24 protein-coding genes and 1 pseudogene are annotated in these 25,810 nt (G+C 74.0%); 11 read left to right on the top strand and 14 right to left on the bottom strand.

The genetic code is table 11. The features are described 5' to 3' along the window. Positions 1–6 precede the first annotated feature (6 nt). Both ABD207_RS09100 and ABD207_RS09105 read right to left on the bottom strand, forming a co-directional pair. The gene (locus ABD207_RS09100; protein WP_344011467.1) at positions 7–555 is read right to left on the bottom strand and encodes a hypothetical protein; all 549 of its coding nucleotides are present in this window, start codon (positions 553–555) and stop codon (positions 7–9) included. Between the two features lie 208 nt (positions 556–763). Next, positions 764–1,549: a glutamate racemase gene (locus ABD207_RS09105; protein ID WP_344011469.1), complete on the bottom strand. Its 786-nt coding sequence runs from the start codon at positions 1,547–1,549 to the stop codon at positions 764–766. Between the two features lie 16 nt (positions 1,550–1,565). Here ABD207_RS09105 and ABD207_RS09110 point away from each other — a divergent pair, with 16 nt between their 5' ends. After that, positions 1,566–2,783 (top strand): glycosyltransferase, encoded by a 1,218-nt coding sequence (locus ABD207_RS09110; protein WP_344011470.1) that lies wholly within the window; start codon positions 1,566–1,568, stop codon positions 2,781–2,783. 95 nt (positions 2,784–2,878) lie between these two features. Here ABD207_RS09110 and ABD207_RS09115 read toward each other — a convergent pair whose 3' ends face one another. Continuing rightward, on the bottom strand, positions 2,879–4,177 hold the full coding sequence (locus ABD207_RS09115; RefSeq protein ID WP_344011532.1) for a TerD family protein: 1,299 nt from the start codon (positions 4,175–4,177) through the stop codon (positions 2,879–2,881). A gap of 328 nt (positions 4,178–4,505) precedes the next feature. Here ABD207_RS09115 and ABD207_RS09120 point away from each other — a divergent pair, with 328 nt between their 5' ends. The 4 genes from ABD207_RS09120 (at position 4,506) to ABD207_RS09135 (ending at position 9,110) form a co-directional block, all read left to right on the top strand. After that, positions 4,506–4,937: a DUF6643 family protein gene (locus ABD207_RS09120; protein ID WP_343997230.1), complete on the top strand. Its 432-nt coding sequence runs from the start codon at positions 4,506–4,508 to the stop codon at positions 4,935–4,937. A gap of 43 nt (positions 4,938–4,980) precedes the next feature. Next, on the top strand, positions 4,981–5,808 hold the full coding sequence (locus ABD207_RS09125) for an MOSC domain-containing protein (protein WP_344011471.1): 828 nt from the start codon (positions 4,981–4,983) through the stop codon (positions 5,806–5,808). 127 nt (positions 5,809–5,935) lie between these two features. Continuing rightward, the gene (locus ABD207_RS09130; RefSeq protein ID WP_344011473.1) at positions 5,936–6,541 is read left to right on the top strand and encodes an Rv1733c family protein; all 606 of its coding nucleotides are present in this window, start codon (positions 5,936–5,938) and stop codon (positions 6,539–6,541) included. A gap of 109 nt (positions 6,542–6,650) precedes the next feature. Further along, the gene (locus ABD207_RS09135) at positions 6,651–9,110 is read left to right on the top strand and encodes a right-handed parallel beta-helix repeat-containing protein (protein WP_344011475.1); all 2,460 of its coding nucleotides are present in this window, start codon (positions 6,651–6,653) and stop codon (positions 9,108–9,110) included. Positions 9,111–9,268: 158 nt separating this feature from the next. Here the strand turns inward: ABD207_RS09135 and ABD207_RS09140 are convergent, their stop codons facing one another. Continuing rightward, the gene (locus ABD207_RS09140; RefSeq protein WP_344011476.1) at positions 9,269–11,614 is read right to left on the bottom strand and encodes a hypothetical protein; all 2,346 of its coding nucleotides are present in this window, start codon (positions 11,612–11,614) and stop codon (positions 9,269–9,271) included. A 289-nt stretch (positions 11,615–11,903) separates the two neighbouring features. Here ABD207_RS09140 and ABD207_RS09145 point away from each other — a divergent pair, with 289 nt between their 5' ends. Both ABD207_RS09145 and ABD207_RS09150 read left to right on the top strand, forming a co-directional pair. Next, entirely contained in the window at positions 11,904–12,749 is an 846-nt protein-coding gene (locus ABD207_RS09145) for a DeoR/GlpR family DNA-binding transcription regulator (RefSeq protein ID WP_344011477.1), read from the top strand. Positions 12,750–12,826: 77 nt separating this feature from the next. Beyond that, the gene (locus tag ABD207_RS09150; RefSeq protein ID WP_344011478.1) at positions 12,827–13,297 is read left to right on the top strand and encodes an SRPBCC family protein; all 471 of its coding nucleotides are present in this window, start codon (positions 12,827–12,829) and stop codon (positions 13,295–13,297) included. Between the two features lie 15 nt (positions 13,298–13,312). Here the strand turns inward: ABD207_RS09150 and cds1 are convergent, their stop codons facing one another. Further along, positions 13,313–14,416 carry an L-cysteine desulfhydrase Cds1 gene (gene cds1, locus ABD207_RS09155; RefSeq protein WP_344011534.1) on the bottom strand — a complete coding sequence of 368 codons (1,104 nt, stop codon included), beginning with the start codon at positions 14,414–14,416 and terminating at the stop codon, positions 13,313–13,315. A gap of 365 nt (positions 14,417–14,781) precedes the next feature. On the opposite strand from cds1, the gene ABD207_RS09160 reads away from it, so the two are divergent. The 3 genes from ABD207_RS09160 to ABD207_RS09170 all read left to right on the top strand — a co-directional run bounded on the left by ABD207_RS09160 (position 14,782) and on the right by ABD207_RS09170 (position 16,035). Beyond that, positions 14,782–15,105: a hypothetical protein gene (locus ABD207_RS09160; RefSeq protein ID WP_260830134.1), complete on the top strand. Its 324-nt coding sequence runs from the start codon at positions 14,782–14,784 to the stop codon at positions 15,103–15,105. Between the two features lie 195 nt (positions 15,106–15,300). Continuing rightward, positions 15,301–15,780 carry an ATP-binding protein gene (locus ABD207_RS09165; RefSeq protein ID WP_425580659.1) on the top strand — a complete coding sequence of 160 codons (480 nt, stop codon included), beginning with the start codon at positions 15,301–15,303 and terminating at the stop codon, positions 15,778–15,780. Between the two features lie 105 nt (positions 15,781–15,885). Next, the gene (locus ABD207_RS09170) at positions 15,886–16,035 is read left to right on the top strand and encodes a hypothetical protein (protein ID WP_344011479.1); all 150 of its coding nucleotides are present in this window, start codon (positions 15,886–15,888) and stop codon (positions 16,033–16,035) included. Between the two features lie 66 nt (positions 16,036–16,101). Here the strand turns inward: ABD207_RS09170 and ABD207_RS09175 are convergent, their stop codons facing one another. From ABD207_RS09175 to ABD207_RS09205, 7 genes are all read right to left on the bottom strand, one after another. Then, positions 16,102–18,663, bottom strand: coding sequence for an ABC transporter permease (locus tag ABD207_RS09175; protein ID WP_344011481.1), 2,562 nt, complete (start codon positions 18,661–18,663; stop codon positions 16,102–16,104). Beyond that, a complete protein-coding gene (locus ABD207_RS09180; protein WP_344011483.1) occupies positions 18,660–19,421 on the bottom strand; it encodes an ABC transporter ATP-binding protein in 762 nt (253 codons plus the stop codon). The genes ABD207_RS09175 and ABD207_RS09180 overlap by 4 nt, the downstream gene beginning before the upstream one ends. After that, positions 19,418–19,720, bottom strand: a complete 303-nt coding sequence (locus tag ABD207_RS09185; RefSeq protein WP_344011484.1) for an SHOCT domain-containing protein — start codon at positions 19,718–19,720, stop codon at positions 19,418–19,420. Before ABD207_RS09185 ends, ABD207_RS09180 begins: the two co-directional genes overlap by 4 nt. 430 nt (positions 19,721–20,150) lie before the next feature. Then, complete coding sequence (locus ABD207_RS09190) at positions 20,151–20,582, bottom strand: PPOX class F420-dependent oxidoreductase (RefSeq protein ID WP_344011486.1); 432 nt, start codon at positions 20,580–20,582, stop codon at positions 20,151–20,153. Positions 20,583–20,649: 67 nt separating this feature from the next. Then, positions 20,650–21,681: an NAD(P)-dependent oxidoreductase gene (locus ABD207_RS09195; RefSeq protein ID WP_344011487.1), complete on the bottom strand. Its 1,032-nt coding sequence runs from the start codon at positions 21,679–21,681 to the stop codon at positions 20,650–20,652. 370 nt (positions 21,682–22,051) lie between these two features. Next, on the bottom strand, positions 22,052–23,290 hold the full coding sequence (locus ABD207_RS09200; protein ID WP_344011488.1) for an ROK family protein: 1,239 nt from the start codon (positions 23,288–23,290) through the stop codon (positions 22,052–22,054). A 48-nt stretch (positions 23,291–23,338) separates the two neighbouring features. Continuing rightward, on the bottom strand, positions 23,339–23,986 hold the full coding sequence (locus tag ABD207_RS09205; protein ID WP_344011489.1) for an alpha-ketoglutarate-dependent dioxygenase AlkB family protein: 648 nt from the start codon (positions 23,984–23,986) through the stop codon (positions 23,339–23,341). A 79-nt stretch (positions 23,987–24,065) separates the two neighbouring features. Here ABD207_RS09205 and ABD207_RS09210 point away from each other — a divergent pair, with 79 nt between their 5' ends. After that, the gene (locus ABD207_RS09210; RefSeq protein WP_344011536.1) at positions 24,066–25,202 is read left to right on the top strand and encodes a methyltransferase; all 1,137 of its coding nucleotides are present in this window, start codon (positions 24,066–24,068) and stop codon (positions 25,200–25,202) included. Here ABD207_RS09210 and ABD207_RS09215 read toward each other — a convergent pair. Both ABD207_RS09215 and ABD207_RS09220 read right to left on the bottom strand, forming a co-directional pair. Beyond that, positions 25,180–25,371: pseudogene (locus tag ABD207_RS09215) on the bottom strand (ABC transporter ATP-binding protein); the annotation flags it as partial. The gene ABD207_RS09210 and the pseudogene ABD207_RS09215 sit on opposite strands and share 23 nt — an antisense overlap. Next, positions 25,362–25,751 carry an ABC transporter ATP-binding protein gene (locus ABD207_RS09220; RefSeq protein WP_344011490.1) on the bottom strand — a complete coding sequence of 130 codons (390 nt, stop codon included), beginning with the start codon at positions 25,749–25,751 and terminating at the stop codon, positions 25,362–25,364. The pseudogene ABD207_RS09215 and the gene ABD207_RS09220, both read right to left, overlap by 10 nt. Positions 25,752–25,810: the final 59 nt, after the last annotated feature.

Consider the following 25,810-nt stretch of genomic DNA (forward strand, 5'->3'; position numbering starts at 1 on the left):
CGTGCCTCAGTGCGCGGCGTTCCGCCGGTGCGGGCGGAGCCGGTCGCGGATGACGTGGACCGCGGCCTCGGCGTCGTCCACGGTGACGGTGAAGGTGTGGCCGTCCCACAGGCGCAGCATCAGGCCCTCGCCCTGCCGGACGACGACCGCCGTACCCTTCTCGGGCCGCCAGCGGTAGCCCCAGCCGCCCCAGTGCCGCGGGGTGACATGCGGGACGAACTCCGCTCCCGCGACCTGCGACAGCGGGATGCGGCGGCGGGGCACCCCGATGTGGCCGCAGCGCACCTCCAGATGCTCCTCGTCGACCACCAGCGCCACATGCACGAAGGCGAGGGTGCCGAACAGGACCAGCAGTCCCGCGGCGATGCACCCCACGACCGCCATGACCAGCGGCGCCACGGCGGAGGTCCAGGCGGAGTCGACGGCCAGTGCGATACCGAGGGCCATACAGGCGGCTCCGGCCAGCGCGAGCAGCCACTGGGCGCGGTTGGTCGCGCGCCCGGTCCAGACGTCCGAGTACGGGATGTGCTCACCGTGGGGGTGGTGGTCCCTCATACTTTGAGACTACTCAGGAATCGCACCGCGGGTACCGCGTCGCACAGCGTTACTGACCCTGCCGCGGCCCGCGCGGACCGGCACGAGCGGAAGGCCCCGCAGGCACAACCGGAGACCGGGCAGGCAGGGCGGCAGGCCGGGCAGGCGGGCCCGCCCTATGGACATCGCGCGCCCGGGCTCCAGATTCCCGAGAATCTCGCGATCCCGTTCAGGCCGTAGGGGTGACCTGCTGCAGCAGGCGGCCCTCCGCGTAGGTGAGGGCGGATGCGGGCAGCGCGCCCTCGCGGCCGCTGAGCAGGACCGTCAGGGAGCCGCTCGCGGGGGCGTCGGGGGCCGGCTCGGCGCCGATGCGGCGCAGCGCCTGCGCGGCGACCGCTCCCGCGGAGCCGTGCAGGGCGAGCGGCGGTGCGTCGGGGCGCTGCACGGCGGCCCGGATGCGTTCGGCCACCAGTTCGTAGTGGGTGCAGCCCAGGACGACGGTGGTGACATGCTCCGGCGTCAGCGCCGCGGCGGCGGCGACCGCCTCGTCGATGGCGTTCTCGTCGGCGCGCTCCACGGCCTCGGCCAGTCCCCAGCAGGGCACCTCGCTGACGCTGACGCCGTCGGCGAAGTTGCGGATCAGGTCCTTCTGGTAGGGGCTGCCGGTGGTGGCCGGCGTGGCCCAGATCGCCAGCGGGCCGCCGCCCGCCGCGGCGGGCTTGATCGCCGGGACGGTCCCGATGACCGGCAGGTCCGGTTCGAGGCGGGCGCGCAGGGCGGTCAGCGCGTGCACGGTGGCGGTGTTGCAGCCGACGATCAGCGCGTCGGGGCGGTGGGCCGCGGCCGCCTCGGCGACGGCCAGGGCGCGCTCGGTGAGGTCCTCCGGTGTCCGCGGACCCCAGGGCATGCCGTCGGGGTCGAGGGAGAGGACGAGATCGGCGTCGGGGCGGAGACGCCGTACCGCGGCGGTGGCCGCGAGCAGACCGATTCCGGAGTCCATGAGCGCGATCTTCACCCGGCCACGATAGACGATGGCCCGCTTCCGGCCGCTTCCGTGGGGCAGACTGCGCAGCGTGAGCGTGCTTGCGTGGACCGCTGTCGGATCCCTCGCCGCCTGGCTGTGGCTGCTGCTCGGCCAGGGCTTCTTCTGGCGCACGGACGTCCGCCTCCCGCCGCTGCGGGAACCGGAGCAATGGCCGCGGGTGTGCGTGGTGGTCCCGGCCCGGGACGAGGCGGCGGTGCTGCCGTCGAGTCTGCCGTCGCTGCTGGCGCAGGAGTATCCGGGGCAGGCGGAGGTCTTCCTGGTGGACGACGGCAGCACGGACGGCACCGGGGAGCTGGCGCGCGAGCTGGCGCGGCGGCAGGGCGGGCTGCCGCTGACGGTGGACTCGCCCGGTGAGCCGCCGGCCGGGTGGACCGGCAAGCTCTGGGCGGTGCGGCACGGCATCGCGCTGGCCCGTACCCGAGCGCCGGAGTACCTGCTGCTGACGGATGCCGACATCGCGCACGCTCCGGACAGTCTGCGGCGGCTGGTCGCGGCGGCGCACGGCGGCAATGTCGACCTGGTCTCGCAGATGGCCCGGCTGCGGGTGGCGAGCCGCTGGGAGCGGCTGGTGGTGCCGGCCTTCGTGTACTTCTTCGCTCAGCTGTACCCGTTCCGCCGGATCGGCAACGACGGCGCGCGCACGGCAGCGGCGGCGGGCGGCTGTGTGCTGCTGCGTGCCGGGACGGCCGAGCGGGTGCGGGTCCCGGAGGCGATCCGGCACGCGGTGATCGACGACGTGGCCCTCGCCCGGACGGTGAAGCGCGCCGGAGGGCGGGTCTGGCTGGGGCTCGCGGACGGGGTGGACAGTGTGCGCCCGTATCCGCGGCTGCGTGATCTGTGGCGCATGGTGTCGCGCAGCGCGTACGCCCAGCTGCGGCACAGCCTGGCGCTGCTGGCGGGCACGGTCGCCGGGCTGGCGCTGGTGTATCTGGTGCCGCCGGTGGCGGCGGTGGCGGGCGCGGCGGCGGGGAACGGGCCGGCCGTGGCCGCCGGTGCGGCCGCCTGGGTGGTGATGGCGGGGACTTACGCGCCGATGCTGCGCTACTACCGGCAGCCGCTGTGGCTCGCTCCGCTGCTGCCGTTCACGGCGCTGATGTACCTGCTGATGACGGTCGACTCGGCGGTGCAGCACCACCGGGGGCGGGGTGCGGCCTGGAAGGGCCGCACCTACGCGCGTCCGGACACCGTGCCCGAGAAGGGGTGAACGGACCGCGGTCCCAGGTCACTTGCGGCCCTGTGCGGTCACGTGGCAACTGAGGCCCGTCGGCCCCGGTCACCCGCGGCCCGTGCGGTCCGGCGTCACTTGCGGCCCGGTGTCCAGTTCATGCCCCACCCGTAGGCGTAGTCGATGGTGCGCTGCGGGCTGACTCCGCGCTCCGGCACCAGGTAGCGGGCCTCGCGCTGGACGACGAGGTCGCCGTTGCCGGAGTTGGTGATCAGGGCGAGGGCGCACACCGTCGAGGGCACGGTGCACTCGTCCAGCGAGAAGTCGATCGGCGCGCCGTGCTGCGGGGTCAGCGTGACATGGGCGTTGAGGTCGGCGAAGGAGCGGGCGCCCTCGTAGATGGTGACGAAGACCAGGATGCGCCGGAAGTACTGCTTGTAGTCGAGGTTGACGCGGAGGTTCTCGCCGGTGGCGACGGCGCCGGTGCGGTCGTCGCCGTCCAGGTGGATGAAGGGCGGCTGGTGGAAGGAGCCGAAGGCGTTGCCGAGGGCCTGGACGACTCCCTTGGTGCCGTCGCTCAGTTCGTACAGGGCGCACAGGTCGAGGTCGAGGTCGGAGTGCATGGCGACCGGGCGGCCGAGCTTGGCGGCCCAGCCCGAGAACTGCTTGCGCACCTGCCAGTTGAGGTTCACGTGCAGGGCGCCGGAGGTGCCGCCCTGCTTGGTGAGTGAGACGGAGGGTGCCGACTTGGTGAGCGTCACCTTGGTGAGCTGGACCGGCGCGGGTGGCGTGGCCGGCGGGGGCGGCGTGGCCGGCTGGGTCACAGGCGGCTGCGGCGGGGTGACCGGCCGGTTCATGGTGGGCGCGGCCGGGGGCGGAGTGGAAGGTGCGGCCGGGGTGGGTGCCGCGTGCTGGGGCTCGTCCACGGTGATGCCGTAGTCGGTGGCGAGGCCCTCGAGTCCGCTGCTGTAGCCCTGGCCGACGGCGCGGAACTTCCAGGCGCCCTGGCGGCGGTAGAACTCGCCGAGCACGAACGCCGTCTCGGTGGTCGCGCCGGTGTCGTCGAAGCGGGCCGCGACGGTGCCCTGCGCCGCGTCCTTGACCTCGATGCAGAGGCCGGGGATCTGCCCGAAGGTGCCGCCGTCGCTGGAGGCGGCCAGGATCACCGTCTCGATGGCGGGCTCGATGCGGGTGAGGTCGACGAGGAGGGTGTCGGTGACCTGGCCGCCGGCGGTGCGCTTGCCCTCGTGCCGGACGGCGCCGGAGGCGTGGCTGGGCTGGTTGTAGAAGACGAAGTCGTCGTCGGAGCGGACCTTCCCGCCCACCAGCAGCAGTGCCGAGGCGTCGGCGTCGGGCACGCCGGGGCCGGAGCGCCAGCCCAGCTCCACCCTGAGCGCCGTGGTCGGCACCGGCGTGTTCGATCCCTTCGGCATTGACATGTCCGCCCCCATGAGGTCTTCGCGCCAGGCCCGTTCCCGGCATCCATCGGGTTGTCGTCGGCCCAACCTATTGCGGGATCAACTCCGTCATCCAGCCCGCCTCCGGCGACGGGCCGCGGGCGCGGGTCCGGCTGCGGGGAGAACAATCGGGCAACCGCCGGTAACCCGCCTGGGCCTTGGCCTTTACACCAAACTTCGGCCACACGAAGTCCGTTTTCGTCAAATTCGCTCGCATTGGGGAACTCCAGACCACTGAAGACCCCTAAAACAACCCTCTTATCGGTCTCCCCAACCAGCACATCGTGGGCTTAACTTATGTGCCATGACCTCCCCCCGCTCCACCTATGGCGGCGGCTACTACTCCGCCTCCTTCCCGGACACCCCGATCTACGACTCGCTCGTGGCCGAGCGGGGCACCCCGCAGATCGCCCCGATCCGGGTCCCCGCCGCCTACGACGCGCCCGGCAGCTCGCTGCCGGCGCTCCCGTCGGCACTGCCCGCCCTCCCGGCGGCACCGTCCCAGCCCGCGTACGGCTATCCGCAGGCCCCGCAGCCCGCACCGCTGCAGCAGGCGCACGCGCCGTACATCCCGCAGCAGGCCTCCGCGCCGCGCGGCTACCCCGGGCCCCAGCCGCAGCCGCCGCGTCCGGTGGCTCCGGCCGCGGGTTACGAGGCGATGCGCCCCGCGGCTCCCCGGCCGGCTCCGGCGCAGTATCAGGACCCGTACCAGAACCAGCAGTACCGCGGATACTGAGATCCCCTGCGGGCCACCGGCCGGTGACTGGCACGATGGCCCCATGGGGAACGCGCGACTGCACTCGATCCACGTCCATCCGGTCAAGGCGTTCCGGAGCATTGCGCTCCGGGAGGTTGCCGTGGAGCCCTGGGGGCCGGCCGGAGACCGGCGCTGGATGCTGATCGACGACGGGGGAAAGGTCGTCACCCAGCGCCAGCAGCCGCGCCTCGCCCTGGCCGCCGCCGAGTTGCTGCCCGGCGGCGGTGTCCGGCTGTCCGCGCCCGGCATGGACCCGATCGAGGTGCCCGTGCCCCGGCCGGGCGGCACCGTCAGGGTGCAGCTCTTCGACGACAAGGTCGACACCGTCCCGGCCGAGGACCCCGCCGTGCACGCCTGGTGCAGCACCTGTCTCGGCGCCGCCGTGCGCCTGGTGCACCTGGACGACCCGGCCACCCGCCGCCCGGTCGACCCCGAGTTCGCGCTGCCCGGCGAGACCGTCACCTTCGCCGACGGCTTCCCCCTGCTGCTCACCTCCACCTCCTCGCTCGACGCCCTCAACTCCCTCATCGCCGAAGGCGAGCACGCGGCGGAGGGCCCCCTGCCCATGAACCGGTTCCGGCCGAACGTCGTCGTCGACGGCGCCCCCGCCTGGGCCGAGGACGGCTGGTCCCGCATCACCATCGGGGAGGTCGCCTTCCGGGTCGCCAAACCCTGCGGGCGCTGCGTGGTGACCACCACCGACCAGACCACGGCCCGGCGCGGCAAGGAGCCCCTGCACTCTCTTGGACGGCACCGAAGGTCGGGCGGCAGACTGGTCTTCGGACAGAACCTCGTGCCCGTCTCGCCCGGCACCGTCCGGGTCGGGGACCCGGTCGTCGTCGTGGCCTGAGTCCTCGTCAACGCGACGACGGCCGGGGCCGCCCCCTGCGGGGGGACCCCGGGAACCGGATCGCGGGCCGGCGCGTTGGCACTTGCGTGAGAAGTGCGTGAGACGGCTGCGAAGGGGGACGGCGACCGTGCGTGCGATCAGCGGCCTGTGGCGCTGGCGGCACAATCCGCTGTGCCGCCCGACCGACCTGCTCGAGGGCTGGGTCGCCCTCACGGCGCTGCTGCTCCTGCTCATCGCCGCCCCCGTGACCGGCGTGCTGGTCGAAAACGCCGCCCAGGACGCCCTCCAGCAGTCCGTCCGCGAGCAGAACCGGTCCCGGTACGCCGTGACGGCGACGGTGATCCGCGCTCTGGAGCCGTCGGCCCTGGACCTGGACGCCGAGGCGGCCACCGGGCAGGACCTGCACAGCCGCGTCCTCGCCCACTGGACCGCGCCCGACCGCACCGTCCACCGGGGCACGGTGCCGGCCCGGCTGGAGGATCCCCGGCCGGGCGACCGGTTCCGCATATGGACCGACCGCAACGGCCGGCTGGTGGCCCGCCCGCTCGACGCCGCGACGGCCACCGCGCACGCCATGATCGCCGGTGCCGGCGCCGCCCTGGTCGCCGCCGGCTTGATCGAGTGCGCCCGGCGGCTGATCGTCTGGCGTATGGTCCGCCACCGGTACGCGCTCTGGGACCAGGCATGGCACCGGGCGGGACCGGACTGGGGACGGACCGGCACCGGCAGCTGACGGGCTTCCCGCTCCGGTCAACCCCCAGGCCGCGCGCACGCTACGGTGGTCCGGCGCAAGCAAAACCGCGAACAACCTGCGTACGACGAGGTGGGGGCACAGTTACGCCATGGCACAGGGCACGGTCCAGGTGACGCACACCGGCACCTCGCGGTGGCGGCGCCGCACGGGTGAGTACGCATCGCTCGCCGCCGCCCTGGAGGCCGCGGCCGACGGCGATGTCCTCACCGTCGCCCCCGGCACCTACCGGGAGAACCTCGTCGTGCGGCGGGCGGTGACCCTGCGCGGCCCCGACGGCTCCCCCGGCTCGGTGCGCATCGCGCCGGCGGACGGTGTGCCGCTCACCGTGCGGGCCGCCGCGGTCGTCCGGGACCTGCATGTGGAGGGCCAGGACGCCGCCGCCCCCGCGGTGCTGATCGAGGAAAGCACCCCGGAGCTGCGGAACATCCGGGTGGTCACCCGGTCCGCGGCCGGCATCGAGGTGCGCGGCACCGCCCGGCCCTCGGTCCACCGCTGCACGGTCGACAACCCGGCGGGCATCGGCATCGCCGTACTGGACGGCGGCGGCGGGGTGTTCGAGGAGTGCGAGGTGGTCGCCGCCGGGCAGGCCGGCGTGGCGGTGCGCGGCGGCGCCCAGCCCCGGCTTGAGCGCTGCCGGGTGCACCACACCTCCGGATCCGGGCTGACCGTGACCGGGGAGAACTCCGCGCTGGACGCGACCGGTTGCGAGGTCTACGAGGTGCGCGGCAGCGGAGTGCAGGTGACCGCGCGGGCCACCGCGCAGCTCACCGACTGCGATGTGCACCGCACCACCACCGACGGGGTCACGCTGGACACCGACGCGGTGCTGACGCTGGCCGACTGCCGCATCCACGACATCCCGGAGAACGCGGTCGACCTGCGCTCGCGCTCCGTGCTCACCCTCACCCGCACCACCGTGCGGCAGTTCGGGCGCAACGGCCTGTCGGTGTGGGACCCGGGCACACGGGTGGACGCCGACCACTGCGAGATCTTCGACAGCACCGGCGACTACCCGGCGGTATGGGTGAGCGACGGCGCCACCGCCGTCCTGGACTCCTGCCGGGTGCACGACGTGCCCGACGCCCTCTTCGTCCTGGACCGCGGCTCACGGGCGGACGTCGTCGACAGCGACCTGTGGCAGGTGCGCAACACGGCGGTGTCGGTCAGCGACGGCGCCACCGCCCAGCTGGACGACTGCCGGATCCGGGAGGCGGCGACCGGCGCCTGGTTCCGCGACCACGGCAGCGGAGGCACCCTCAGCAACTGCACGCTGGACGGCATGCAGACCGGCCTGATCGTCACCAAGGGCGCCGACCCGGCCGTGGAGCGCTGCACCATCACCTCCCCCGCAGAAGCGGGCGTCTACGTCTCCGCGGGCGGCCGCGGCAGCTTCCTCAACTGCCGGGTCACCGGCAGCGGCGGCTACGGCTTCCACGTCATAGACGGGAGCCGCACCACGCTGCGCAAGTGCCGCACCGAGCGCTGTGCGCGCGGCGGTTACGAGTTCGCCGACGGCGGCGCGGACGCGGTGAACGCGGGCGGGCCGCTGGTCGAGGAGTGCACCAGCGACGAGAGCGGCAGCCTGCGGGCGCCCGCGGCGACCGAACGGGCCGTGCAGTCGGTGAACACCTCCCCCGGGCTGCTGGGCGGGGTGCCGGAGCAGCGCGTGGAGCGGTCCGCGGCCGCACAGCCCGCGCCGGCCGCCGCCGCACCGGCTGCGGAGCCCGCGCCGGCGGTGCGCACCGCCAAGGACGTGCTCGGTGAACTCGACGCGCTGGTCGGCCTGGAGAGCGTCAAGCGCGAGGTGCGGGCGCTCACCGACATGATCGAGGTGGGCCGGCGCCGGCAGCAGGCGGGGCTGAAGGCCGCGTCGGTCAAACGGCATCTGGTGTTCACCGGCTCCCCCGGCACGGGCAAGACGACGGTGGCCCGTCTGTACGGCGAGATCCTCGCGGCGCTCGGGGTGCTGGAGAAGGGGCATCTGGTCGAGGTGTCGCGGGTGGATCTGGTCGGCGAGCACATCGGGTCCACGGCGATCCGCACCCAGGAGGCGTTCGAGCGGGCGCGCGGCGGGGTGCTGTTCATCGACGAGGCGTATGCGCTGTCTCCCGAGGACGCCGGGCGTGACTTCGGCAAGGAGGCCATCGACACGCTGGTGAAGCTGATGGAGGACCACCGGGACGCGGTGGTGGTGATCGTCGCCGGGTACACGGCCGAGATGGAGCGGTTCCTGTCGGTCAACCCCGGTGTGGCGTCCCGGTTCTCGCGGACCATCACCTTCAGCGACTACTCGCCGGAGGAGCTGCTGCGGATCGTGGAGCAGCAGGCGGAGGAGCACGAGTACCGGCTGGCGCCGGGGGCTCCGGAGGCGCTGCTGAAGTACTTCGCGGAGATGCCCAAGGGGCCGGGGTTCGGCAATGGGCGTACGGCGCGGCAGACGTTCGAGGCGATGGTGGAGCGGCATGCGAGCAGGGTCGCGCAGCTGGCTGAGCCGGATACGGATGATCTGACGTTGTTGTACGCGGAGGATCTGCCGGAGCTGGGGTAGGTCGTCGGGGCGCCGGCCCCTGCGGGTGCCGTGCAGGTTCGCCACCCCTGCGGGTGCCGTGCAGGTTCGCCCACCCCTGCGACCCCGCCAGGGGCTCCGCCCCTGGACCCCGGCCTCGCCCGCCTGCCACCCGGCACCGTCGGCTCAACAGCCGGCCGTCAAAGTGCGCCCGTGCGCGGGGTCGGGAGTTCGGGGTGGAGGCGGGTGAGGAGGCGGTGGCGTTCCTCGGTGTAGGCGGGGTCGGACTGGTAGTCGGAGTGGCCGAGGATGGGGGCCGGCAGCGGGTGGGTGGGGGTGCGGCCGTAGGCGAGGGGGTCCTTGAGGGGGGCGCGGTCCACGGCGGGGCCGCAGTCGCCGGGGAGGCCGATCGGGCCGCCGATGGGGTCGGTGAGCCGGTAGAGGTTGCGCCAGCAGTCGACCTCCTCGTGCAGTTTGCCGAGCGCGTCCGGGCCGAAGTGGGCCGGGAACCAGCGGCCGTAGAGCCGCTCCAGCGGTGAGCCGTAGGTGAGCAGCGCGACCCGTTTGCGGGTGGCGGGGTCGAGCTGCCAGGCCGCGGCGGCGGCGAGGACGCTGCCCTGGGAGTGACCGGAGAGGACCAGGCGGCCTCCGGTGGAGGCGGTCCAGGTGGCGATGCGCCAGGTGAGGTCGGGCACGGCGCGCTCGGCGTAGCAGGGCGGTGCGAAGGGGTGGGCGGCGCGCGGCCAGAAGGTGCCGACGTCCCACAGGATGCCGATGGTGCGGCGTGCCGAGGCGTCCTTGTAGGCGCGGCGGCCCCAGGTGACGAACAGTATGAAGCCGAGGCCGATCAGCCAGGAGCCCAGCGCCTGGGCGGTCTCGGCGGCGCCGTGCACCACGGCGTAGCTGCCGCGGGCGGCCTCGCCGGGGGTCTTCTCCGTCGCCAGCGCCCCGAACAGGGCGCCCGCGCCCAGCAGCAGGGTGGCGGCGGAGGTGACGGCGACGATCCGCGGCCCCCGGTCGGTCAGGGCGGCCATGGCGCGGGCGTAGGCGATGCGGCGGGTGCGGTGGGGGTCGGTCGCCTCCCCCGGGTAGTCGCTCTCCACGGCGGCGCGCTCGGCCCGGGCGAGCTGCCAGGCGCGGTGGGCCAGCCAGCCGCAGAGCGTCAGCAGCAGCACGAGCAGCGGCGGGATCACCGAGGCCTGCCAGGTCAGCAGCACCGGCGGTCCGGGGATCGACGTGCCGGTGCCGTCCAGCCAGTCGGACACCCGCTGGGCGACGCCGCCGGACATCACCCCGCCCAGCGCGCAGGCCAGCATCGCCACGGCAGGTCCGGCCAGGCCCCGCATGGCGGTCCGCCGGTCGGGGTCGGTCCGGTGCAGGACGCGGGCGACCACGGCGAGGACGATCACCAGCAGGCCCTGGGCGAGGGCCAGGGCGCCGAAGGTGGCGTCGCCGGGCAGCCGGCCCGCCGACTCCCAGCCGGGGCGCTCCCAGCCCGCGTAGAGCAGGCTGAGCGTGAGGAGGACCAGCGCGGACAGCGGCAGCAGCCGGACCAGGCGTACATCACCGGCGGAGTCGAGGCGGCGTTCGCTGCGGCCCCGGCGGCAGACCACCCAGACGATCACGGCCGCGCCGGTCACCAGCGCCGCCTCGAGGAGCACGCCGAGCACATGCAGCAGGGCCGGGCCGCCCGGCCGGCGGTCCTCGCGGGCGGCGGCCGAGCCGACGGCGGCGGCGACCGTCAGCAGTCCCGCGGCGGTGTGCGCGGCACGCAGCCGGGCCACCAGGCGCCGCCCGTACCAGAAACCGGGCCTCCCGAGCGCGCTGCGCGAGCCCTCCTCGCCGGTCTCGGGGGCGCGGACGAGGGGCTGCTGGGCCTCGTAGGCGTTCCAGGTGCGCAGCGACAGGTACCACAGCAGGCCGGTCAGGGCGAGGGGCACGACGGCGGCGAGGGCCAGTCTGCGGCCGGGCATGCTCCACCAGCCGCCGTCGGTGAGGCGGGGGGAGAGGAAGCCCAGCCAGGAGTGCCCCTGAGCGCACTCCGCCGTGCCGGCGCACTGCCATGCGGCGAGGTCGAGGGCGACCTCGCAGGCGGCGGCGACCAGCAGCACCGTCAGGCTGAGTCCGGCCAGGCGCACCAGCAGGCCGTAGAGCCGGACGGTGCGTCTGCGGCCCCGGGCGGTGGGGCGCATCCAGTGGGCGAGGTTGACCACCATGAACGGCAGGAGCAGCAGCCACAGGGCGCGGGTGCCGTTGCCGGAGGTGAGGTTGCACCAGACGTACGCCTCGGGGACGGGACCGTCCCTGCGGTCACCGGGCCGCCGCTCCGCGTCGGCGTCGTCGGCGCGCCGGAAGACGGCGGCGGTGTCGTCGCCGGTGACGCGCACGGTGCGCGGGTCGTCGAGCATCCGCTCGGGGGTGGTGCCGCCCACCCCGTGGACCAGGAGTTCCAGCGCGTGCCCGGCCTGCTCCCCCGGGCGTGCGGGACCTTCGCCGTCCCCTCCCGGTCCGCTCGCTGCCGGCCTGTGATCCTTCGCGCGTTCCACCGTGTCGCACTTCCCCGTGACGTGCCGTCGGCTCCGACCGTGCGGGCACAGCCTCTCCTGCGCCGGGGCGGCTGACACCCGCCGTCACGGAATCTCCCCTGTCCGGGTGACCGGCACGCGCCTCGCGACCCAACAGTGACATGTGCGCGACCAGCCACCGGTGGCGCCGGGGACGGCGCGGCATGGGAGGATGGGACGTCCGCGCACCGGTGACGGGGAGAGGTCGGCTCGCCGGAACGCGTGCGCCGGACGTGTCGGTCGGATGGCGGCGGAAAGGACCGAAGCGTACGTGGGTGAGAATCAGAACCTCCTCGCGGAGCAGCGGCGCACCCTGATCCTCGACGAGGTCCGGCGCCGGGGCGGAGTCCGGGTCAACGAGCTGACCCGGAAGCTGGGCGTGTCGGACATGACGGTCCGCCGCGACCTGGACGCGCTGGCCCGGCAGGGTGTCCTGGAGAAGGTGCACGGCGGTGCGGTCCCGGTGGTCGAGGCGAGCACGCACGAGCCCGGGTTCGAGGCCAAGTCGGGCATGGAGCTGAGCGCCAAGGAGGACATCGCGCGGGCGGCGGCGGAGCTGGTCCCGCCGGGCGCGGCGATCGCGCTGTCGGGCGGCACGACGACCTACGCGCTGGCGCACCAGCTGCTCGATGTGCCCGACCTGACGGTGGTGACCAACTCGGTGCGGGTGGCCGACGTGTTCCACGCCGCGCAGCGCACCTCGGGTCCCCGGCAGGGCTCGGCCACGGTCGTGCTGACCGGCGGGGTGCGCACCCCCTCCGACTCGCTGGTGGGGCCGGTGGCCGACCAGGCGATCGCGGCGCTCCACTTCGACCTGCTGTTCCTCGGCGTGCACGGGATATCGGTGGAGGCCGGTCTGTCCACGCCGAACCTCGCGGAGGCGGAGACCAACCGCCGCCTCGTGCAGTCGGCCCGCCGGGTCGTGGTGGTGGCCGACCACACCAAGTGGGGTACGGTGGGCCTGAGTTCGTTCGCCGCGCTGGACCAGGTGGACACGCTGGTGACGGACGCCGGGCTGCCCGCCGAGGCCCGTGCGGAGGTCTCCGAGCATCTGCGGCGGCTGATCGTGGCGGGCGAGCCGGAGGAGCCCGAGCCCGAGGAGCCGGCGGACGACTGACGGCCCGTCGGCCACGATGCAGCGCCGTGCCGGACCACCCTGTCCCCGCGGCGCGTTTCTCTCACGGAGGTCACGGCATGGCTCACCGTCTGCGTCCCGTGGGGACGGACTTCGTCGCCACCGCGCCGGTACGGCTGGTCTTCGCGCGGGAGATCTCCGCACCGCCGGAGCGGGTGTACCCCGCGCTCGCCGAGGACGTTCCCGGCTGGGCCGAGTGGTTCGGCGCCGTCACGCTGGCCCGCCCGCTGGACGACGGCGCGGGCCGGGAGATCCGGCTGCGCGGCGGCACCCGCTTCCGGGAGACGATCCTGGTGGCGAAGGCGCCCGAGGAGTACACCTACCGCGTGGACGTGACCAACGCGCCCGGCGCCCGCGCCATGGTCGAGCAGTGGCTGCTGGCGCCCGCCGGTGGGGGCACCCGCGTGCAGTGGACCGTCGCCGTCGACGGCACGGCGCCGTTCCGGCACATGCTCAAGCTCGCCCGCCCCGGGCTCGCCCGCGCCTTCCGTGACGCGGTCACCTCCCTGGACCGCCGGCTGGCACGGTAGTCCGGCGACCGAGGGTCAGTCGGGCCAGACGCCGGTGCGCAGGAGCGACTCGATGGCGGCGGTGCAGGGCGCGATGTCCAGGCCCTGTTCGGCCAGCCAGGCATCCGAGTAGTACTTGTCGAGGTAGCGGTCCCCGGGGTCGCACAGCAGCGTGACCACGCTGCCCTGCCGGCCCTCCGCCACCATCTCGGAAACGATCTTCAGCGCGCTCCACAGGCCCGTGCCCGTCGAGCCGCCGGCCTTGCGCCCGATGGCGCCCTCCAGCGCCCGCACGGCGGCGACGCTGGCGGCGTCCGGCACCTTCATCATCCGGTCGATGGCGCCGGGCACGAAGCTGGGCTCCATACGGGGCCGGCCGATGCCCTCGATGCGGGAGCCGCAGTCGCAGGTGACGTCCGGGTCGCCGGTCGTCCAGCCCTCGAAGAAGCAGGAGTTCTCCGGGTCGGCGACACAGATCCGGGTGTCGTACTGCATGTAGTGGACGTAGCGAGCGAGAGTCGCGGAGGTGCCGCCGGTGCCGGCCGTGGCGACGATCCACGCGGGCTCCGGGTAACGCTCCAGCCGCAGTTGCCGGAAGATGGACTCGGCGATGTTGTTGTTGCCGCGCCAGTCCGTGGCCCGCTCGGCGTAGGTGAACTGGTCCATGTAGTGGCCGCCGGTCTCCACCGCGAGGGCGGCTGACTCGTCGTACATGGTGCGCGGGTCGTCCACGAAGTGGCACTGCCCGCCGTGGAACTCGATCAGACGGCACTTCTCGGCACTGGTCGTGCGCGGCATGACGGCGATGAAGGGCACGCCGATCAGCTTGGCGAAGTACGCCTCCGAGACGGCCGTGGAACCGCTGGAGGCCTCGATCACCGGGCGGCCCGGCCGGATCCAGCCATTGCACAGGCCGTAGAGGAAGAGCGAGCGGGCCAGGCGGTGCTTGAGGCTGCCGGTGGGGTGGGTCGACTCGTCCTTGAGGTAGAGGTCGATGCCCCAGTGCTCGGGCAGCGGGAAGCGCAACAGGTGGGTGTCGGCCGAGCGGTTGGCGTCGGCCTGCACCCGGCGCACGGCCTCTTTCAGCCAGGCCCGGTAGGCCGGATCGGTGTGGTCGACGTCCAGGGTGGCGCCGGTCATGGTCTGTCGGGGGGTGCTCACCACGGGGCTCCTTACACTGGGCGCCGACGCGGCGTCCTGCGCGGGCCGGCACTCCGATCATAAGCACCCTTCGCACCACTTCTCACCTGCATAAACGCATCTTTGGGCGACCCAAAGGCAACCCTGGGCACAGAGGGCGTGAAGGGGTGGCGGCGCTTTTGCGTCAGTGCTTCTCGCGCCCCTGAGAACCGGAGCGCATGCACTGGTGCTCCGCGGCGCACGGGGGCACACTCACCGGCGGGAGCAGCGCCCCGGACCGGGGCACACCGACACCGGTTCCGGACTCGGGCCGGCCGGGGAGCACGGTCCGGCACACCGACACACGCGCGAGGGGGCGGGTGAACATGGCCGAGCCGGAGTTCACGGCCAGAGGGGTGCGGATCGGCAAGCGGCTGCGTTCGCTCACCCGGGCCGGGCAGGTCCGGATCAGCGACGGCAGGCTGGAGTTGCTCACCAGCTACGGCACCGAGATCGACAGCGCGCCCGTGCAGGCGGTGCGCGCGTCCAAGCCGTGGTTCGCCCCCGAGGACCGTGCGCTCGCGGATCTCAACGGCAAGCGGTACCTGCTGACCCTGGGCGAGCACGATCCCGCACCGGGCGAGCCGGGGCCGCCGGCCGCCCGCCGGTTCATCGAGGCGGTACGGCGCGCATCCGGGCGCGGCGGCTGAGATGTCCGTGAGTTGCGCCACATCACCCCTTGAGTCACGCTTGTCACACGTCACTCTGGGTTTACCGGCGATAACGCTGCGAACCAGCCCGCCGGCCACGACAGCAGGCGGCAGCGTCACGCAGGCATCCTGCTGGATCCGTACTCCGCGTTCTTCCGGGCCTCGTACCGGACCTGACACCGGGGAGTCGCAGCCGTGATCAGTCACCCAAGCAGGCACTGCACGGTGGAGCTCCAAGCCCTGCCGTCGCGGATCGGCCAGGTCCGCAGAATCGTATCTGCGCAGTTGCGCTACTGGCACATGGATTCCCTGATAGACCGGGCCTCGCTCGGTGTGACAGAGCTGTTGTCCAACGTCCACCGGCATGCCCAGCCCGACAAGACGTGCACCGTGGAGATGGAGCTGCTGCTGGAGCGGCTCAAGGTCTCCGTGCGCGACCACGACCCGCGTCTGCCGGTCGTGGAGGACGCGGGCCCGCTCGCCACCTGCGGCCGGGGCCTTGCGATGGTGGCGGCGCTGAGCGAGAGCTGGGGCGCCCTGCCGGACGGCGAGTCCGGCAAGGTCGTCTGGTTCACGCTGCCCACGCCCAACGCCGCGGGGCTCGTGGTGCCGGACGGGGTGCCGCGGCTCGCGGTTGCGGAACGGGGGGCGGATCAGATGGCCAGGGCAACATAGGTTCGGCGTTGGCTTCGGCGGGGCGCGCGGCGTGCGGTGCGCCCTGGGACCGTGCGGTTCGGTACCGGCCCACGCTCGTGCAGGCCGGTGCGGAGAGCAGAGGTCTTGACGCACCCGTACGGCATCGGCTCGTTCGCCTCCGGGGCGCTGGAAGCCGTGGTCGGGACGGCGATCGTGCTCAGCCCTTCGGGCCTGCGCGCGTTCGCCGTCCCGACCACGGCGCGCCCCTGCGGCTCTCTCGCGGCCGGCGCGTAGGGACAGTGGACGTGGGTGGGCCCGCAACGTAGGTTGCGGGCCCACCCAACGGTGTTGTCCCGGGGCTCATTCGGTGGCGATGGCCTGCAGGACGTTGAGGCGGGACGCCCGGCTTGCGGGGCGGAGGCCCGCAAGGGCGCCGGCGGCCAGGCCGACCAGGGCCACCAGGGCGAGTTGGACGGGCGGGATCGCGAAGGCGAAGGCGCTGTCGCTCGCGCCGTCGGAGGCCGCGACAAGGACCCAGCCGAGGAAGCCGCCGAGGGCCAGGCCGCCCGCCGTGCCGAAGGCGGCGACCAGGACGGACTCCCAGCGGACCATGGCCCGCAGCTGGGCCCGGGTCTGGCCGACCGCCCTGAGCAGGCCCAGTTCGCGGGTGCGCTCGTGGATCGCCAGGGTGAGGGTGTTGGCGATGCCGAGCAGCGCGATCAGCACGGCGAGGGCCAGCAGGGCGTAGACCAGGGTGAGCATCATGTCGATGCCGCCCGCCGAGGACTCGGCGTACTCCTCGCGGGTCTGCACCTCCGGGTTGCCGTACTGGCCGGCGACCTTCTCGACGGCGGCCTTGCCCTGCTCGGCGCTCACGCCGTCCGCGAAGCTGACGGCGACCAGGGTGTCGGCGTCCTGGGTGCGGTGCGGGGCCCAGGCGTCGCGGGTGATGACGTAGTCACCGGCGAGTTCGGAACGGCCGTAGACGGCGCGGACGGTGAAGGTCTGCTCCTGGCCGTCGGTGAAGGTGAGCCGGGTGGTGTCGCCGGGGGCGACGTCCAGCCGGTCGGCCTCCTTCTCGGTGAGGGCGATGCCGGTGGTTCCCAGGCCGGTGAGGGAGCCGCGGATCTCGCCGAGGTCGAAGGTGCGCTCCAGGGCGGCGGGGTCGGTGACCGTCAAGGCCCGTCCGTCGCCCTCGACTTCGGCGACGCCCCGGCCGAGCCCGACCGCGGTGTCCACCTCGGGCAGTTCCCCGACCGCCGGGGCGAGGCGCGGGCTGAGGCCGCTGCCGCCCGCGCCGAAGGACGGTGCGCTGACGGCGACGTCGCCCGCGAAGGAGCGCGAGACGGTCTGGTCCATGGTGGCCTTCAGGGAGGCGCCGAAGACGGTGAACAGGGAGACCACGGCCACGCCGATCATCAGGGCGCTCGCCGTGGCCGCCGTCCGTTTGGGGCTGCGCAGGGCGTTGCGGCGGGCGAGGCCGCCGGTGATGCCGCGCAGGCGGTGCAGCGGGCCGCCGAGGACCCGGACGGCGGTGGAGGAGGCGACCGGGCCGAGGACCACGAAGGTGACCAGGGCGAGGACCGCGCCCGTTCCGGCCAGCCATACGGACGGGGTGACCAGGACGCCGGCGAGGGTGATGGCGAGGGCCAGGGCGCCGAGGGCCGCTCCGGTGAGCGCGCGGGAGCGGGAGGCGCCGGAGGTGTCCACGGCCGTCTCGCGCAGGGCGGCCAGCGGTGCCGTGTGCCCGGCGCGTACGGCGGGCAGCAGCGCGGAGCCCAGGCAGACCACCACGCCGACGGCCAGGGGCAGGGCGAGGGAGAGGGCGCCGATGACCAGGCTGCCCTCCGGGAAGGGGAAGCCGATCGCCGGGAACAGGGCCTGGAGTCCGGCGGCGATGCCGATGCCGCCGGCGAGTCCGGCGAGTGAGGCGGTCACGGCCACGGCGGTCGCCTCCACCAGGGTGGCGGCGGTGATCTGGCGGCGGGAGGCGCCGAGGGCGCGCAGCAGGGCGTTCTCGCGGGTGCGCTGCGCGACGACGATGGCGAAGGTGTTGTGGATCGAGAAGGTCGCCACCAGCAGGGCGACGCCGGAGAACACCAGCAGGAAGAGCGTGAAGATACTCAGGAACTGGCCGGAGATCATCTCGTTGTTCTCCTCGGCCGACTCCTGGCCGGTGATCGCCTCGACGTCCTGCGGCAGGACGCCGGACAGGCGGTCGACGAGCTCCTGCTGGCTCACGCCAGGTTCGGCGCGCACCAGGATGCTCGCCGCCTCGCCGGGGCGTGCCGTCAGGTACTTCTCGGCGTCGGCACGGGTCATGCCGGTGTAGGTCACCTGGGCCATGCCGTCCTCGCCGCCGAAGGTGGCGAGCCCGACGATGGTCACCTTCACCGGGTCGGGGGTACGCAGCACCGTCGTGTCGCCGAGGGACAGGCCGCCGCGTTCGGCCGTGCCGCGGTTCACCACGACCTCGCCGGACTTCTGCGGGGCGCGGCCCTCGGCGAGCCGGTACGGGTTCAGCTCGGGGTCGGTGATCCAGTTGCCGGCGGCGGTGGGCGGGCCCTGGCCGCCGATGGGCTCGCCGTCGGCGCCGACGAGCTGTCCGGCGCCCTGGATGTCAGGGACGGCCGCGGCGACGCCGGGGACCTTCTCGATCGTGCGGGTGAGGCCGGTGTCCACCAGCTGCCGCACGCCCTGGGCCTCTCCGGGGGTGGTGATGGCGTCGGCGCTGCGGACCACGGCGTCGGTACCGCGGGCCGCTTTGCCGAACATGGTGTCGAAGCTGGCGCGCAGCGTGTCGCCCATGACGAGCGTTCCGGCCAGGAACGCCACGCCGAGGAACACGGCGAGGAACGTTCCGGCGAAGCGCCGCCTGTGGGCGCGCAGCGAGGCCGCGCTCAGGCGCAGGGCGGCATTCATGACGGCACCTCGAAGGCTTTCATCCGGTCCAGGACGCGGTCGGCGGTCGGCGCCTCCATCCGGTCGACGAGCCGGCCGTCGGCGAGGAAGACGACCTCGTCGGCGTGGGCGGCGGCCACCGGGTCGTGGGTGACCATGACGACCGTGCGGCCGGTGTGGCGCACGGTGCGGCCGAGCAGCCCGAGGACCTCCTCCCCGGAGCGGGAGTCGAGGTTCCCGGTGGGTTCGTCGGCGAAGACGACGTCGGGCCGGCCGGCGAAGGCGCGGGCCACGGCGACGCGCTGCTGCTGTCCGCCGGAGAGTTCGGCGGGGCGGTGACCGAGGCGGTCGCGCAGACCGACGACGTCGATCAGGGCGTCGATCCACTCAGGGTCTCCCCCGCCGCCCGCGAGATCGAGCGGCAGGGTGATGTTCTCGGCGACGGTGAGCGTCGGCACCAGGTTGAACGCCTGGAACACGAAGCCCACCCGGTCGCGCCGGAGCAGGGTGAGGCGTCGGTCGTCGAGCCCGCCCAGGTCGGTGTCGCCGATGTACGCGGAGCCGGAGGTGAGGGTGTCCAGTCCGGCGGCGCAGTGCATCAGGGTCGACTTGCCGGAGCCGGAGGGGCCCATGATCGCGGTGAAGCGGCCGGCCGGGAAGGTGACCGTCACCCCGTCCAGGGCCCGTACGGCGGTGTCGCCGCTGCCGTACACCTTCACGGCGTCGACGACGCGGGCGGCGGTGCGGGTGACCGAGCCGGTGGTGGCGGTGGCGGTCATGCCGCACCTCCCTCGGACCCCTTGCGCCCGAACTGCTCGTCCAGGACGGACAGGCGGCGCCAGTACTCGTCCTCGTCGATCTCACCGGAGGCGAAGCGGTGGCCGAGGACCGTGATGGGCGAGTCCGGAGCGGGTCCGGACTGCCCGGGCCCGCCGCGGCCGTAGCGTCCACCGCGGCCGCGCCACACGGTGCGGCGGAGCAGGGCGATGCCGCCGCCGATGATCAGGGCCCAGACGAGGGGGAAGAGCAGGATCCACGGGCCGGGCCCGCCGTCGCCGAAGTGCGCCAGGGTCTGCATGGTCGTTCAACTCCTCGGAAGCGATGCGCCTGTATTTCGGAAGCGATGCGCCTGTGTTGCGGTGTGCTTCCGAGAGTCGTCCCGGAGGGGGTGCCCGGTCGTCGTACGGCGAGCGGCAGTGCGGGTACCACGCCGGGAGTACGGGAGGGGGCGGGGGCGGTACGGATGTGCCGGGCGCGGGGCGGCACGCGGAGGGCCGGTGCAGGTCAGGGCGCTCGCGGTACCGTCCGGCGGCCGGAGCAGCCCGGCGGCGGCGCCGGGCCGGACGCGGCGCCGGAGGGGCCGGGGGCTACCCCGGCGGGAGTACGCGGCGCGCCTGCGGGCGCTCCGGGACGAGCGACGGGGCCGCTCGGACGGGGCGACGGCCCCGCCGTCCCGGGCGGTGCGTCCGCTCCGGCGACGGCGTGGTCACGGTGAGGGCTTCGCGGTGTCAGGAGCCGGGCGACGCCTGGTCGCTGTCGCGGAGTTCACCCCAGCCGTGCCAGCGCTCGACCTCGATCCGGGCGCTGACGCGCGGACGCTCACGGTCCGGATAGGGGCTGCCGGTGTAGTGGGTGGAGAGGCGGTCGATGTCCTTCAGGCCCTCGTCGTCGCGCAGTTCGGTCACGCGGCCGATGAGGGTGACGTGCGTGTACCAGTTGTCGCCGTCCAGGACCGTGAGGGTGACCCGCGGGTCGCGGCGCAGGTGCTTGAGGCGCACCCGGCCCGCGTCGAGGCTGATCAGGGCCCGGCCGTCGTCCTCCCACAGGTACCAGGTGGGGGTGGAGACGGGGGCGCCGTCGGAGCGGACGGTGGCCATGACACAGGGGTTGGGACGACGCAGCAGGTCGACGGCCTTCTCGGGGAGCGGCGGTCTGGACATGAATGCCTCCTCGGGGCGTGATCATGGGCGTGGGGGGGGACAGGGGGAAGCTTGGCAGCGGCCCGGGTCAGGACGGCGGGTCCTGGTCGAAGCTGGCGTAGTAGGCGGCCGTCATGTCCTCGTCGCCGTGGCCCAGGGCGGCGGCGCGTTCCATGCGGGCGGCGCTCGCGGCGGCCACGTCCAGGCGCACGCCGTGCTGCTCGGCGGCCTTGACGATCAGCCGGGCGTCCTTGGCCGCCGTGGTCACGGCGAACTGGGCCGGGGACAACTCGCCGCCGATAAGGAGACCGGCCTTGGCGTGCAGGTAGGGCATGTCGAGGGGGCCGCCGGCGATCAGGTCGAGGAAGTCGCCAGGGTGGACGCCGAGCGCCCGGGCGAGGGCGAGCGCCTCGCCCGTGGCCGCGGTGGCCGCGAGCACCCAGCTGTTGGTCACCAGCTTCAGCCGGGTGGCGCTCGCCTCGGCCCCGTCCTCGCCGGTCCACACCGTGCGGGAGCCGACGGCGTCGAACACGGCCGTGACGGTGTCCCTGCCCTCGACCGGGCCGGCCGCGATGACGGTCAGCTCGCCGGCCTCGGCGGGTCCCCGTGTGCCGAGGACCGGGGCGTCGTAGAAGAGCAGGTCGTGCTCGCGAGCAAAAGCGGCCAGTTCGGCGACGCCGTCCAGCCCGGCCGTCGCGGACTGCGCCCAGACGGTGGAGGGGCGCAGAGCGGGCGCCGCCGCGCGCATGGTCTCCAGGGTGACCGGCCCGTCGTGGAGCATGGTGAGCACCACGTCGGCGGAGTCGACCGCCTCGGCGGGGGTGCCGGCGACCAGCGCGCCGTCGGCGGCCAGTGGCTCGGCCTTGGCGCGGGTGCGGTTCCAGACGCGGAGGTGGTAGCCGGCCCGGGCGATGTTGCGGGCCATCGCCGCGCCCATGATGCCGGTGCCCAGGACGCCCACGGTGAGCTTGTCGGTCATGACCTCGGCCTTCTGTCGTCGCGCACGCTGAGTGCCTGCACGCGGCACACGGGTCCGCCCGGGCGGAGTCCGGTGCCGCGCGTCGGGTGCTCCGGGCCATTCTGCTCGGCGGGGAGGGCGGCGGCGCGCTCTTGCGCGCATCCGGGTCTGCGCTGCTCCGGCGCGTACAAGCCGTCGGGTCTGCGCTGCTCCGGCGCGTACAAGCCGTCGGGTCTGCGCTGCTCCGGCGCGTACAAGCCGTCGGGTCTGCGCTGCTCCGGCGCGTACAGGCCATCGAGTCTGCGCTGCTCCGGGTGGTACAAGCCGTCGGCTCTGCGCTCCTGCGGCTCGCACGGGCCTCCGGGCCGGCGTTCTCGGCGCAGGCGCGGCGGCAGCGCGCAGGCGTCGTCCGGGACCGGGGCCCGGTGGTACCCGTACTGGTTGCACCGGTACCGGTGGTACGCGTGGTGCGGTGAGCCGCGGGTCCGGCGTCCTCGCCGGCTCCTGCGCGGCCCGGCCCCGGACCGGCGGCTCAGGTCAGCGCGCCGAGCGGGTCGTCGAGGACCGGCTGCCAGGCCAGTTCCGCGGCGCCGACCAGGCTGTTGTGGTCCAGCGTGCTGGGCAGGATGGGGACGCCGCCGCTGCGGCCCCACAGGCTGCGGTCGGCGACGACTGCGCGCAGCCGCTCGGGGTCGGCCTCCAGGAGGGTGCGGTGCAGTCCGCCGAGGACGATCCGGTCCGGGTTGAGGATGTTCACCAGTCCGGCGAGGCCGAGGCCCAGCCGGTCGATCAGGGTCTCGGTGGCGGTGCGGACGTCCGGGTCGTCGTAATGGTTGCGGATCAGTTCCTCGGCCTGCTTCAGCAGGGACATCTCGGGACCCGGTTCGCGTCCGGCGGCGGTGAGCAGGGCCAGCGGGTCGGCCTCGACGTCCAGGCAGCCGCGGCTGCCGCAGTGGCAGGGGCGGCCCTCGGGGTTGACGGTGAGGTGGCCGACCTCCAGGGCCAGGCCCGAACTGCCGGTGTGCAGGCGCCCGTCGAGCACCAGCGCGCCGCCCACGCCCCGGTGTCCGGTGGCCACGCACAGCAGGTCGCGGGAGCCGCGGCCGGCGCCGTGCCGGTGTTCGGCGAGGGCGGCGAGGTTGATGTCGTTGGCGGCGAAGGCGGGCCCGTCCAGACCGGCGGCCCGCACCTGTTCGGCGAAGATCTCCCGCACCGGGGCACCGGCGGGCCAGGCCAGGTGCAGCGGGTTGAGGGCGAGGCCCTCGGGTTCGGCCACCGCCGACGGCACGGCGAGGCCCGCGCCCACGCAGCGGCGTCCGGTCTCGCGGAGCAGTTCGGCACCGGCCGCCACCACCGAGCCGAGCACCTTCGCCGGGTCGGCGTCGATCACCTCGCAGCCGGGCGTGGTGGCGACGATCCGGCCGCCGAGCCCGACGAGGGCCGCCCGGAAGCCGTCGGCGTGCACCTGCGCGGCGAGCGCGACCGGCCCGTCCTCGGCGATCGCCAGCCGGTGCGAGGGCCGCCCCTGGGAGCCGGCCGCCGCGCCGGGCCGCGCGTCCACCCGGATCAGCCCGAGGGCCTCCAGCTCGGCGGCGACCGCGCCGGCCGTCGCGCGGGTCACGCCGAGTTCGGCGGTGAGGACCGCACGGGTCGGGGCACGTCCGGTGTGCACGAGCTCCAGCGCGGGGCCGAGCGCGCCGCGCCCCCGGTCGAGCCGCGTCCTCGAGGTCGTCCCTTCCCCCGCCGGCCGGGGGTCCGCCTTCCCGCTCATGAGGGTGAGTCTCCCATGATCCGCAAACGGCCGGAGACCACGGGCCCGCTACAACCCGCTGACCCGGAGCGTGATGTTGAGCCTTCCGGTCAGGCCCAACTCGGGCGGTGCCGTGCCCGGGAGCACCTTGGGCACCCCGTGGTAGGCGAACCGGGACGGCCCGCCGAACACGAACAGGTCGCCGCTGCGCAGCTCGACGTCCGTGCAGCGGGTACGGGTCTCGGTGTTGCCGAAGCGGAAGACGCAGGAGTCGCCGAGGCTGAGCGACACCACGGGGGCGTCGGCCTTCTCGTCGCTGTCGCGGTGCATGCCCATCCGGGCGTCTCCGTCGTAGAAGTTGATGAGCGCGATGTCGTACGCGGCGGTCTTCGCAGCCTGCTCGCCTAGGGTGTCGGCGACCGCGCGGCGGCCCAGCTCGCCGAGCCGGCCGGGGAAGGGTTTCACCGGGGCGCCGTCGCCGTCGACGACGGTCCTGGCATAGCCGTACGGGTACCAGTGCCAGCCGAGGCACACCTGGCGGGCGGACATGGTGCCGCCGCCGGGGGTGCGCACGGTGCGCAGTCCGGCGGGCGGCCGGGCCCACTCCCGGCAGGACTGGAGCAGCTCGCGCTGCGCCCGCGCGTCCAGCCAGCCGGGTACGTGCACGGCGCCTGGCGCGATCTCGGCCGGTGCCCTGGGGAACAGTTCGCCGTCCATGCCCCCATCCTGCCCGCAGTCCGCCGGACACGGGCTGAGCTGCGGTTCCGCTAGCCTGGGCGGCACGATGGACGACCGTATGACGACGCCGTGGGGCGACCGGCTGCTGACCCGCTTTCCCGAGGATCCGCGGGACCGGCTGCGCGCCTGGGACGCCTCCGACGAGTACCTGCTGCGGCATCTCGACGGGGAGCGGGTGCCGCTGTCGGGGACGGTCGTGGTGCTCGGTGACCGGTGGGGTGCGCTGGTCACCGCGCTCGCGGAGCACCGGCCGGTGCAGATCACCGACTCCTGGCTGGGGCAGGAGGCGACCCGCGTGAATCTGGCGCGCAACGGCGTGGCGCCGGGGACGGTACGGCTGCTGACCACGCAGGACGACCCGCCGCCGCGGATCGACGTGCTGCTGGTGCGGGTACCGAAGAGCCTGGCGCTGCTTGAGGACCAGCTGCTGCGGCTGGCGCCCGCCGTGCACGCGGACACGGTCGTCGTCGGCACCGGCATGGTGAAGGAGATCCACACCTCCACGCTGCGCCTGTTCGAGCGGATCCTCGGCCCGACCCGTACCTCGCTGGCCGAGAAGAAGGCCCGGCTGATCTTCTGCACGCCCGATCCCGCGCTGGCCCGCCCCGCCAACCCCTGGCCGTACCGCTACACGCTGCCCGGCGGCCTCGGCGTCGTCTCCGGCCGGACCGTGGTCAATCACGCGGGGGTGTTCTGCGCGGACCGGCTCGACATCGGCACCCGCTTCTTCCTCAAGCACCTGCCGGACGTGCAGGACGGCCGGCGGGTGGTGGACCTGGGCTGCGGCAACGGTGTCGTCGGGACGGCGGTGGCGCTGGCGCAGCCGCGGGCCGAGGTGCTGTTCGTGGACGAGTCCTTCCAGGCGGTGGCGTCCGCGCAGGAGACCTACCGGGTCAACGGCGTTCCGGGGCATGCGGAGTTCCGGGTCGGCGACGGTCTGGCCGGGGTGGCGGCGGGCAGCGTCGACCTGGTGCTGAACAACCCGCCGTTCCACTCCCACCAGGCGACCACCGACATCACCGCCCGGCGCATGTTCGCCGACGCCCGGCGCACACTGCGCCCGGGCGGCGAGCTGTGGGTCATCGGCAACCGCCACCTGGGCTACCACGTGCGGCTGCGCCGGCTGTTCGGCAACAGCGAAGTGATGGCGAGCGACCCGAAGTTCGTGGTGCTCAGGGCCGTGAAGCGACGGTGAGCGCCGCCGACCAGAAGGCGGCGTAGCGCCCGCCGCGGGCCAGCAGCTCCTGGTGGTCGCCCTGCTCGGCGATCCGGCCGCCGTCGAGGAAGGCGACGCGGTCGGCGCGTTCGACGGTGCTCAGCCGGTGCGCCACCATCACCACCGTCCGGCCGTGCATCAGCCGCTCGGGGCGGGCCTGGCGGGCTGGGGCAGCGGCGGGACCGCGAGGACGTCACGGATGCGCCGCAGCGCCTGGTGCGCCGCCCGCATGTCGTCGAAGCCGTGGCCGAGGGCCGCCACCGGAGCGGTGAGTCCGAGGCCCAGCGGCAGGAAGGGCAGCAGGTCGGCCGGCGGCATGCGGCCCCCGTTGATCAGTGCGGTGCCGCCGGTGAGCACGGCCAGCAGCACGAACGGCGGGGAGAGCAGCGTCTGCATGCCGGCGGCGATCCCGGCCAGCCCTCGCACGAACCGGTGGAAGACGTCCGTGAACTCGTCCGTGGCCGTGCGGAAGGCGCGGTGTGCGCGGCCTGTGCCGCCGAAGGTCTTGACGACGGCTCTGCCCTGCACGAATGCTCGGCTTCGACCTCGCCGAGCCGGCGGGGCTGGTACGGGCCACGCTCGCGCTC

Source organism: Streptomyces thermospinosisporus, from assembly GCF_039526425.1.
In the GTDB taxonomy this organism is placed as follows: domain Bacteria; phylum Actinomycetota; class Actinomycetes; order Streptomycetales; family Streptomycetaceae; genus Streptomyces; species Streptomyces thermocarboxydovorans.